The organism is Microbacterium sp. P2_F9, from assembly GCF_056403635.1.
Map to the genome: position 1 here is coordinate 1 of NZ_JBFUFC010000162.1, position 8,837 is coordinate 8,837.

Below are 8,837 nucleotides of genomic sequence, written 5' to 3' on the forward strand. Positions count from 1 at the left end.
CGCGGATCGCGGCATCCGCTCCGGAACTGTGGGTGCAGATCCTCGGCGCGAACTCCGCTCCGGTGGTGGATGTGCTCGACTCGCTCGCGGCGGATCTCTCCGCCGTCGCCGCAGCGCTCCGCGACCCCGATGTGCCCGGCGCGCGACGCGCGGTCGCCGACACGATCCGCCGCGGCAACGACGGCGTGGAGCGCCTGCCCGGCAAGCACGGCCAGAACCGGCGCTATGAGAGCGTCGTGGTGATGGTGGATGACACCCCCGGCCAGCTCGGCCGCCTCTTCGGCGAGCTCGGCGAGCTCGGGGTCAACGTCGAAGACCTGCGCCTCGAGCACTCGCCGGGCGCCCAGTTCGGCCTCGCCGAGATCTCGGTCGTGCCGAGCGCCGTGCGCGGCGCCGTCGACGGGCTCGAGGCGCGCGGCTGGAAGATCGCGAGCAGCAATGACTGACCCAACAGACCTCCGCGAACCGGTCGTCGTCGCGATCGACGGCCCCGCCGGCAGCGGCAAGTCCAGCGTGTCCAAGCAGGCAGCCCGTGCCCTCGGCTTCGGCTTCCTCGACACCGGCGCCGCCTACCGCGCGCTCGCCTGGCACGCGCTCGCGCAGGGCGAGGACACCTCTGACCCCGCGGCCGTGCTCCGCGTCGCCCAAGACTTCCCGTACGCGATCTCGCTCGACCCCGATGAATTCTGGGTGCGGGTGGGCGTCGCCGACGTCACGCTCGCGATCCGCGAGCCGCGGGTGACGGATGCCGTGAGCGGCGTCGCCCGCGTGCCCGAGATCCGCGAGTCGGTCAATGCGCTGTTCCGGCGGCTCATCGGCGAGTCCGCGCTGCCCGGTGTCGTCGTGGAGGGCCGGGACATCACGACCGTCGTCGCCCCCGACGCACCGGTGCGGATTCTCCTCACCGCGTCGCCCGAAGTGCGCGCCGCGCGGCGCAGTGCCGAAGTGACGACGCAGGATGCGGCATCCGTCGCCGACGCGCTGCACCGCCGCGACGCCTCAGATTCGAAGGTCGTCGACTTCCTCACCGCTGCKCCTGGCGTGGTCGTGGTGGATTCGACCGATCTCGACTTCAACCAGACAGTGGCCGCCGTCCTCGACGTCGTGCAGGCCACGACCCTCCGACCAGCTCAGGCCCTTCGACAACCTCAGGGACCGGGCGACGCGCGAAAGAGAGCAACATCATGAACGCTGACGAAGAGTACGAAGGCGGCCCGGACGACATCGTCGAGAAGCTCGCAGATCTCGATGAGGAGCTCGCCGAGCAGCGGGCGACCGCGCTGCGCGCGTCGCTCTCCGACTACGAGCTCGAAGACGAAGACGCTGCGCTGCTCGCGGGCGTCGAGCTCGGCGAGGACGGCATCCAGTTCCTTCCCGCCCTGCCGGTCGTCGCCATCGTGGGACGCCCGAACGTCGGCAAGTCCGCGCTCGTGAACCGGATCCTCGGTCGCCGCGAGGCCGTCGTCGAAGACACCCCCGGCGTCACGCGTGACCGCGTCACGTACAAGGCCGAGTGGATGGACCGCCGCTTCACCGTGGTCGACACCGGCGGCTGGGAGCCCGACGCCCGCGGCATCGACGCGTCGGTCGCGGCGCAGGCCGAGATCGCGATCGAACTGTGCGATGTCGTGCTGTTCGTCGTGGATGCCATGGTCGGGGCGACCTCGACCGACGAGCAGGTCGTCAAGATGCTGCGCAAGACCGGCCGGCCCGTGTTCCTCGTGGCTAACAAGATCGACGACGCCCGGCACGAGCCCGAAGCCGCAGCCCTCTGGAGCCTCGGCCTCGGCGAGCCGTACCCGGTCTCGGCCATCCATGGCCGCGGCGTCGCCGACCTCCTCGACGAGGTCATGAAGGTGCTTCCGGACATCTCCGCCGTCGCCAAGCAGGAGATCGGCGGCCCGCGCCGGGTCGCGATCCTCGGACGCCCGAACGTGGGCAAGTCCTCGCTGCTGAACAAGGCAGCGGGGGAGGAGCGGGTGGTCGTCAACGAGCTTGCCGGCACCACGCGCGACCCCGTGGATGAGGTCGTCGAGCTCGGCGGCCGCATGTGGCGTTTCGTCGACACCGCCGGCATCCGTCGCCGCGTGCACCTGTCGCAGGGTGCCGACTTCTACGCGTCGCTGCGCACCTCGGCCGCGCTCGAGAAGGCCGAAGTCGCCGTCGTCGTGCTCGACGTGTCGGAGTCGCTGTCGGAKCAGGATGTGCGCATCATCGACCTCGTGCTCGAATCGGGGCGCGCCCTCGTGCTCGCGTTCAACAAGTGGGATCGCCTCACCGACGTCGACCTCGAGAACGCCGACCGCCGCCGTTACCTCGAGCGCGAGATCGAGCAGGACCTCGCCCACGTCGCGTGGGCGCCCCGCGTCAACATCTCGGCCCGCACCGGTCGTCACCTCGACAAGCTCGTGCCGGCGCTCGAGACGGCGCTCGATTCGTGGGATCAGCGCATCCCCACCGGCAAGTTCAACGCGTTCCTCGCCGAGCTCGTGGCCGAGCACCCGCACCCCGTGCGGGGCGGCAAGCAGCCGCGCATCCTGTTCGGCACCCAGGCCACGACGCGTCCGCCCACATTCGTGCTGTTCACGACCGGATTCCTCGACCCGGGCTACCGCCGCTTCATCCAGCGCCGTCTGCGCGAGGTGTGGGGCTTCGCGGGCACCCCGATCGTCGTCAACATGCGGGTCCGGGAGAAGCGCCAGCGCTGAGCCGAACTGCTCTCCATGCCTCCGTTCTCTCGAGACGCCCCGTGTCAGATCCGGTGCCGATCGAGGGTCGGTGGCCTGCCCGTGTGACAGGCTGAACGGGTGACGATCGAGCCTCCCGCCCCCGGAGAGCCACCGCGTCCGTTCGGACCCCGCGATCCGGGTGACGCGTGGGTCGTCGCGCCGACGGGGGAGCGGTATTGGGGTCGCTTCGGCGCCGCGGGCCTGCTCGCACTCGACGCCGAGCGCGGAGTGCTCCTGCAGCACCGCGTGTCATGGAGCCACTTCGGCGACACCTGGGCGCTGCCCGGCGGCGCACGCCATGAAGGCGAGTCGGCGACCGACGGCGCGATGCGCGAGGCGGCCGAAGAGGCGGGAGTTCCGGATGCCTCGATCCGCCCGCGCCTGCTGAGCGTGCTGGAGCTCGGCTACTGGAGTTACGCGACGCTCATCGCCGATGTGGTCGTGCCCTTCGAGCCGACGATCAGCGATCCGGAGAGCCGCGAACTGGCGTGGGTGCCGGTGGACGAGGTCGACCGCAAGCCGCTGCATCCGGGGTTCGCATCGTCGTGGCAGGTGCTGCGTCGCTCGCTCGAGATCCGGCCCGCCGTCGTCGTGGATGTGGCGAACGTGATGGGCTCGGTGCCCGACGGCTGGTGGCACGACCGCGCCGGCGCGGCCGCGCGGCTCATCCGCCGGATCGGCACGCTCGCAGTGGCCGGGGTGCCCGCGGGCATCATTGAACTTTCGGAGCACATGTGGTTTCCGGAGTGGGTCGCGGTCCTCGAAGGCCAGGCGCGCACCGCGGGCGCGGGCATCTCACAGGTCGAGGTGGTCAGGGCCGTGGCATCCGGAGACGACGAAATCGTCGCACAGACGGAGCGCCTCGTCGCCGCGGGACGCAGCGTCACTGTGGTCACGAGCGACCGCGAGCTCTGGCGGCGGGTGACGGATGCCGGAGCCGCAGTCCACGGCACCCGCTGGCTGCTCGACCAGCTCGGCTGACGCCGCTCTTCTCCTCCTTCGCGAAACCACCGATCCCGCGCGAGACAACCTGATTCGGCGCGTGGATCTGTGTGGTTTCGCGCAGAGTGGGTGGTTTCGGCGGTTGACGGGGGAGTGCTACTCGCGGCCGCGCAGCTTCTCGATGTCGCGGCGATCGCGCTTGGTCGGTCGTCCGGCGCCCCGATCGCGGACCGGCACCATCGCGGTGAGCTCTTTCGCGAGCGGCGGAGGAGTACGGTCCTCGACAGACTCGGCGACGAGCGCAGCACCCACCCGCTTGGAGATGGGCTTGCGCACGATGAGGATGCGGTCGAATCCGGCGATGCGCACGCGCAGCTCGTCACCGGGACGCACCGGCTGCGCGGCTTTCGCGCGGTCGCCGTTGACTCGCACATGGCCCGCGCGGCAGGCCGTCGTCGCCGCCGAGCGGGTCTTGTAGATGCGGACGGCCCAGAGCCAGGCATCCACCCGTGCGGAGCTCGCCGGTTCGGTCATGCGGCGACCGGGAAGGCACTGCGTCGGCGGACCGCGATGACGACCCCGGCCGCGATCAGGCCCTGCCCGAGGCAGTAGGTGAGCATGATGACGGGGCTCGCCACGGCGTCGGGGATGCCGGGGTAGAACAGACGGAACGCCAGGATCGTGTCGGACGCGAGGAAAAACGCCCCGCCGATCGCGATGAGCGGAGCACAGCGGGTCGCGCTCGCGGCCGTGCCGCCGAGCACGAGCCCGTAGATGGCCACCGCGATCGCGAGTCCGCCGAGGTGCGGCCAGAGGACGAGCAGCACCGCGACCCACCACACCGCGTATACGGCCGCCCAAGGCGGGAGGCGCCGGATCGCGAGGTGCCGCCAGAACAGCCAGATGTAGCAGAGGTGCGCGAGCCCGAACCAGAGCAGCATCATCGGGATCTCGGGGGCGAACGGGAAGAACGTCCCCGCGCCATCGCCGAGCCAGGAGAGGCCGATCGCGAGCATCAGCAGCGTGAGCGGCGGGGCCCACCGCCAACCCCGGGAGGCCCAGAACACGGCGAGCGCGAGCGCCGGCATGAGCACGAGCTTGGTCACCGTGGCGATAGCCGACCACCCGGCGACGATCACGACGATGTGGAGCACCGACAGGGCGCCGTACAGCGCGAAACCCCACCACCAGCCCGCCCGAAGCGTGGCGGTCGAGGGGCGCGCGGGTGCGGCGCTGGCGCTCACGGCGCTCCTTCATGGTGCGATCGGCGTTGGTCGATCAATCGTACGCGGGCGCAGGCAACGGCCCGATCGCCGGCGCTGCGCTGACGGCGAGGTCAATCCAGCGCGAGCGAGACCACGACGACATCGGGTCGCGGGCGCGCGACTTCGCGGAATCCGGCATCCGCGAAGGTCGACCAGACGCCGTGGTAGAGATCGTTCGCCGGCTTCCTGCTTCCCACGTCGGGGTCGATCGGGTAGGCCTCGATCAGCCGTGCGCCGTGCGTGCGCGCGTGCTCCACCGCGGCATCCAGCAATCGCGCGTTGAGTCCCTGTCGGCGGTACTCCCGCCGCACCACGAAGCACGTGACGGCCCAGACGGAGTCGTCGTCCCACGCCTCCTCCGAGCTGCTCGTGTAGTTCTTCGTCCGCGCGAGTCTTGCCTGGCCCGTGCGAGGCCCGACCCGAACCCACCCGGCCGCTTCACCGTCGACATAGGCGATGAGCCCGGGCGGCGGACCCGCCGTCACCTCGTCGCGCAGCAGCTGCTCGCGCTCGTCGGTGGATGTCTCCTGAAGCTGCGCGTTGGTGAGCGTCCACCACTGGCACTGGCAGCTGCGCCCGTCGCCGCCGCCAGTCAGCGCGTGTTCGACATCGTCGAAGCGGCCGAGCGTGGCGGGCTCGATCGTGATCGTCGGCATGCCGCGACGCTACGCCCGGCTTCCGACACCGACAAGGCCCCCGGAACGGATGCCGCGACCCGGTCGGGCGCGAGTTCGCGACCGCCCCGCGGCTCGGCTAAGATGGGGGAGTTGTCCGCGCGCAAGCGCTGATCTCGGGATGTGGCGCAGCTTGGTAGCGCACCTGACTGGGGGTCAGGGGGTCGCAGGTTCAAATCCTGTCATCCCGACCAACCGGGGGTCGTAAAAGTCCCGGGAAATACGTCGAAGGCCCGTTCTCCTCTCGCCAGGAGGACGGGCCTTCGTCTTGCCGACTGGGGGCGGCGCGCATAGTCGGACACGGGGGCCCGGGTCCCGCTAGGGTGCAGATAATTCGTGTGCGTCACCACTGGGTGCCTGGGGGCTTCAATGGCTGCAACCAAACTGCTCGTTTTCGTGCTCGGCTTGGGCCGACGTCGTGATGACGAGTTGATGCAAAGGCTGACGTCGGAGTTCGGCGCGGAGTGGCGAATCGAGATCGTGCCGAACGAGCTGAGACTCTTCAGCCACAACAAGCTCGACGATGCCGTCAACGACCTGGTCGCGAGCATTGCCGAATTCGCCGGCGACTCCACCGGCGAGCGGGCGGACACCACCGACATCGTGCTCTGTGGACACAGCTTGGGTGGGCTCCTGGTGCGCGCAGCCTTTGTAGACGCGATGGCCGACCCCGCCGCGTTCAACGATGGGGAGAAGAACTGGGCGCGCAAGGTGCGGCGGGTCGTGCTCCTCGGATCGCCGAATGCGGGCTTCGACCCGACGCACCTGCCTTGGCTGTGGCAGGTGGTGTACTGGGTCTTCTGCCAGCCGCGGACCAAGCTCCTCGTCGAGCAGATCCGTGCCGGCGGCTACTGGATCACCAATCTGYGCCTCGGATGGGCGGAAACAGTACGAGATCGGCAGGACGTGCACGTCGTTCAAGTGCTGGCGAGCGATGACGAGCTCGTTCACGAGAGGGACGTCGAGGACAGTCGCTACCTGGGGCCGACGTCGACCCTCTGGATGTCCCGTACCGATCACAGCGGCATGGTCGACCTCACGCACAGTGACACGGCCGAGAGCCGTTGGGAGGTGCTGCGGAACGCCATCGCGGGCAATGACCTTCCCCGCGTCGCGCCGCTGCCGGTGTCGCACGATCCGGTGGTGTTCATCGTCCACGGCATCCGCGCATCGGCCCATGAGCAGTGGGTCAGTCGCGCGACCACGGCGATGCAGGCCCGCGGTGGCGGCGACGTGCACATCCAGGCGACGAACTACGGCTTCTTCAGTGCAATCCAGTTCGCATTGCCCTTCACTCGGCGTGGGAATGTCAAGCGGTTCCTCAGGGACTACGGTCGATGGTTCACGACGCATGACGCCGACAACTTCCACTTCCTCGGACACAGCAACGGCACCTACATGCTCGGCAAGGCGCTGCAGGAGGTGAGAACGATGCGCTTCACCCGCGTGCTCCTCGCGGGGTCGGTCCTTCCCCCGGACTACGACTGGTCGGCGCGCGTCGACGCCGGACAGGTGCTCCAGGTGCGGAACGACCGGGCATCGCATGACTTTCCGGTCGGCATCCTCTGCTCCTTGCTGAACGGCCTGAATCAGGATGTCGGTCGCGGTGGGTACACCGGATTCGTGGGGCTGCCCGTGGCGGTCAGCCAGCCGGCCGCCACGTTCCCGAAGGGTCATGGCAGTGCTCTGGAGGATCACACCGCTGCGAATTATCCGCCGCGCATGCCGGAGGTCGCAGAGTTCCTCCTCGAAGGAACCCTTCCCCCGGATCCCCTGAATACTCAGAAGCTGGACGCGTTCATGCGTTTGAGCAATGCGGTCGGCGTCACGTTGTTCGGTGCGATCGTCCTGCTCGCTATCCCCACCCTGATCATCGGGGCCCTGGTCGGGTGGGCGCATCTCACTGTGCTGGCGGCCATCGCCATCACCGCGGCGATACTCGCGGTCGTCTACGTCGTGATGCGATCCGTCTGACCGACGCTCCCTCGACTTCTTCCGGAGCGCTCGCTCAGCGACTAGGGGCCGTCGCCCAGGCCCCCGGGTCACCGCACTCCGCTGGGGAGGGGTGGGTGAGCTGCTCCCCGTGGATAGCATCGGACGCATGCGACAGACCAACTGGGCGGTGCTCGGGCCAGGTGCGATCAGCAGGGACTTCGTGATTGGGCTGCGGAGCTCCCACCACGGCGTGCTGCACGGCGTGGGGAGTTCGTCGGCGGAGCGCGCTGCGGCCTTCGCCGCTGAACACGGAGCCGAAGTATCCGGGACCTACGACGAGATCCTCGCGCGCGACGATGTCGACGCCGTCTACATCGGCACCGTGCACACCACGCATGCCGACCTCGCGATTCGGGCGCTCGAGGCGGGCAAGGCCGTCCTGTGCGAGAAGCCCGCGAGCACGACGGCAGACGAAGTCGACCGCATCCTCAGTGTGGCGACGCGGACCGGACGACCGTTCGTCGAGGCGTTCAAGAACCGCTTCGGTCCGTACGCCGAGGCCCTGCGCGCGATCCTCGCGAGCGGTGAGCTCGGTGCGCCGCGGCGCGTGGAGGCGGCATTCGGCTTCGCGAACGGCACTCGTCGAGGTCGACTCTTCGACCCTGCGCTCGCGGGAGGCGCCATCCTCGACGTCGGATGCTACCCGGTGTCGCTGGCGGTCGAGATTGCGAGGGTGGGCAGGATGCCGGGCGCCGGTGCACCCCTCTCATCCGAGGTCGCACTGCTCGAGGCGACCGCCGACATCGTCGAAGGGGTCGACGGGCACTCCCGGGCCGAGTTCGAGATCGCGGGAGTGGTCGCCGTGGTCGAGACGTCGATCGTGCGGGACCTGCCCCGCTCGGCGGTCATCCACTGTGAGCGGGGCACGCTCGAGCTGCCGGATGCCTGGGGAGGTCGTGCCGAGAGTGCGACGTCGATCATCGTCCGTCGCGACGGCTCGGATCGCGTCGTCACGGTGCCGTCGATCCAGCCGATGGCGGCCGAGGCCGACGCGGTGTCGCTCGCCCTGGCGGACGGGCGTGTGGAGGCGCCGGAGGTGCCGTGGGATGACTCGCGTGCGATCGCGCAGGCGCTCACACTGTGGCGCGGCGCGGTGATGGCCTGATCGCGTCGTGCTGTTCAGGCGCCTCGCGGGGGAGCGGTTGAGCCGCGGACATTGAGCGTCGGACTGAGCACGACGCGGTGCACCGGGCGGCCGGGGTCCTCGAGGCGCCGGACGATGAGGTCGACAG

At 69.5% G+C, this 8,837-nt stretch carries 9 protein-coding genes and 1 tRNA gene; 7 read left to right on the forward strand and 3 right to left on the reverse strand.

Annotated elements, in window-relative coordinates:
- The 4 genes from AC1DVT_RS15010 to AC1DVT_RS15025 form a co-directional block, all read left to right on the forward strand.
- A partial coding sequence (locus tag AC1DVT_RS15010) for a prephenate dehydrogenase dimerization domain-containing protein (RefSeq protein WP_477389823.1) occupies positions 1 to 446 on the forward strand: 446 nt, incomplete at its 5' end.
- Positions 439 to 1,188, forward strand: coding sequence for a (d)CMP kinase (gene cmk / locus AC1DVT_RS15015; protein ID WP_477389824.1), 750 nt, complete (start codon positions 439 to 441; stop codon positions 1,186 to 1,188). The genes AC1DVT_RS15010 and cmk, both read left to right, overlap by 8 nt.
- Positions 1,185 to 2,708, forward strand: coding sequence for a ribosome biogenesis GTPase Der (gene der, locus AC1DVT_RS15020; RefSeq protein WP_477389825.1), 1,524 nt, complete (start codon positions 1,185 to 1,187; stop codon positions 2,706 to 2,708). Before cmk ends, der begins: the two co-directional genes overlap by 4 nt.
- 99 nt (positions 2,709 to 2,807) lie before the next feature.
- Positions 2,808 to 3,710 (forward strand): NUDIX domain-containing protein, encoded by a 903-nt coding sequence (locus AC1DVT_RS15025; protein WP_477389826.1) that lies wholly within the window; start codon positions 2,808 to 2,810, stop codon positions 3,708 to 3,710.
- 117 nt (positions 3,711 to 3,827) lie between these two features.
- On the opposite strand, the gene AC1DVT_RS15030 is transcribed toward AC1DVT_RS15025, so the two are convergent.
- The 3 genes from AC1DVT_RS15030 to AC1DVT_RS15040 all read right to left on the reverse strand — a co-directional run bounded on the left by AC1DVT_RS15030 (position 3,828) and on the right by AC1DVT_RS15040 (position 5,592).
- Positions 3,828 to 4,205 (reverse strand): RNA-binding S4 domain-containing protein, encoded by a 378-nt coding sequence (locus AC1DVT_RS15030; RefSeq protein ID WP_457101506.1) that lies wholly within the window; start codon positions 4,203 to 4,205, stop codon positions 3,828 to 3,830.
- The gene (locus AC1DVT_RS15035) at positions 4,202 to 4,915 is read right to left on the reverse strand and encodes a lysoplasmalogenase (RefSeq protein ID WP_477389827.1); all 714 of its coding nucleotides are present in this window, start codon (positions 4,913 to 4,915) and stop codon (positions 4,202 to 4,204) included. Before AC1DVT_RS15035 ends, AC1DVT_RS15030 begins: the two co-directional genes overlap by 4 nt.
- 92 nt (positions 4,916 to 5,007) lie before the next feature.
- The gene (locus tag AC1DVT_RS15040; RefSeq protein ID WP_477389828.1) at positions 5,008 to 5,592 is read right to left on the reverse strand and encodes a GNAT family N-acetyltransferase; all 585 of its coding nucleotides are present in this window, start codon (positions 5,590 to 5,592) and stop codon (positions 5,008 to 5,010) included.
- 135 nt (positions 5,593 to 5,727) lie between these two features.
- On the opposite strand from AC1DVT_RS15040, the gene AC1DVT_RS15045 reads away from it, so the two are divergent.
- The 3 genes from AC1DVT_RS15045 to AC1DVT_RS15055 all read left to right on the forward strand — a co-directional run bounded on the left by AC1DVT_RS15045 (position 5,728) and on the right by AC1DVT_RS15055 (position 8,710).
- A tRNA-Pro gene (locus tag AC1DVT_RS15045) sits at positions 5,728 to 5,804 on the forward strand.
- 175 nt (positions 5,805 to 5,979) lie between these two features.
- Entirely contained in the window at positions 5,980 to 7,584 is a 1,605-nt protein-coding gene (locus AC1DVT_RS15050; RefSeq protein ID WP_477389829.1) for an alpha/beta hydrolase family protein, read from the forward strand.
- A 127-nt stretch (positions 7,585 to 7,711) separates the two neighbouring features.
- On the forward strand, positions 7,712 to 8,710 hold the full coding sequence (locus tag AC1DVT_RS15055; protein ID WP_477389830.1) for a Gfo/Idh/MocA family protein: 999 nt from the start codon (positions 7,712 to 7,714) through the stop codon (positions 8,708 to 8,710).
- Positions 8,711 to 8,837 lie beyond the last annotated feature (127 nt).